The sequence below is a fragment of the Prevotella sp. oral taxon 317 str. F0108 genome (genome assembly GCF_000162415.1).
GTDB lineage: Bacteria > Bacteroidota > Bacteroidia > Bacteroidales > Bacteroidaceae > Prevotella > Prevotella conceptionensis.
Genome location: NZ_GG740095.1, coordinates 1 through 1,011, shown reverse-complemented (window position 1 = coordinate 1,011; position 1,011 = coordinate 1). Strand labels below are relative to the sequence as shown.

Annotated in this window: 2 protein-coding genes; both read left to right on the top strand. The window is 47.1% G+C overall.

The window, feature by feature from the left end; genetic code table 11:
• On the top strand, positions 1 to 399 hold a 399-nt coding region (locus HMPREF0670_RS15065; RefSeq protein WP_232213955.1), incomplete at its 5' end, for a helix-turn-helix domain-containing protein.
• A 194-nt stretch (positions 400 to 593) separates the two neighbouring features.
• A complete protein-coding gene (locus HMPREF0670_RS15055) occupies positions 594 to 998 on the top strand; it encodes a transposase (protein WP_255346304.1) in 405 nt (134 codons plus the stop codon).
• Positions 999 to 1,011 lie beyond the last annotated feature (13 nt).

Genomic DNA, 1,011 nt, shown 5'->3' with positions numbered 1-1,011 from the left:
TTGGGGTTAGCCGAGACAGAGCGTCTGGCACTCGATAGAGGATTTCGCTTTGGCGAGAAACATTGTTTCCGTATGCGTTGTCGTGCAGTATTCCTGAAGTCGGAAGGTCTGTCATCAGTAGCCATAGGTGCGCAAACGGAAATGAGCCATGTAAGCGTAAACGCTTGGGTAAAGCGTTTCAAGTCGGAAGGCATAGCGGGGTTGAAGACTCGTTCCGGACGGGGTCGGAAACCTATTATGGACAGTTCAGACGAAGAGTCGGTACGCCGTGCAATAGAGCAAGACAGGCAGAGCGTGAGCAAAGCCAGAGCAGCCTGGGAGCAATCCTCAGGCAAAGAGGTAAGCGACGCAACGTTCAAACGTTTTTTATCAGCCTTGGCGCAAGATATAAGCGAATAAGAAAACGCCCAAGGGGAGTCCCCTCGCCGCAACTCTATGAATACAAGGTCGAGAAGTTGCAAGAACTTGATAGACAAGCGTATGAAGGACGCATCAGACTCTATTATGCTGACGAAAGCCACACTTGCACAGAAGGATATGTCCCTTACGGCTGGCAACTGTGAGGGGAAGATGTTTACATCCCCTCCCAAAGAGTGGCACGTCTCAATATTTTCGGAATGATAGATAGAGACAACCGCTACAAGGGTTTCACAACATCCGAGAAAATGACAGCAGACAAAATTGTCAGTTTCCTTGATGAAATCTCGTTCAATCTGAGGATGGATACATTTGTCGTCCTCGACAATGCCTCTGTCCATCGAAACAAGAAAATCAGGGAACTTCGTCCTATATGGGAACAAAGGGGACTCTTCCTTTTCTATCTGCCACCATACTCGCCACAGTTGAACATTGCCGAGACACTGTGGCGCATACTCAAAGGCAAGTGGATGAAACCACAGGATTATATAACTTCTGACATGCTGTTCTATACAACCAATAGAGCTTTGGCGGATATAGGAAAAGGCTTGCGTATAAACTTCTCTAAACATGTCGCTTAATTTTGAACAGTTA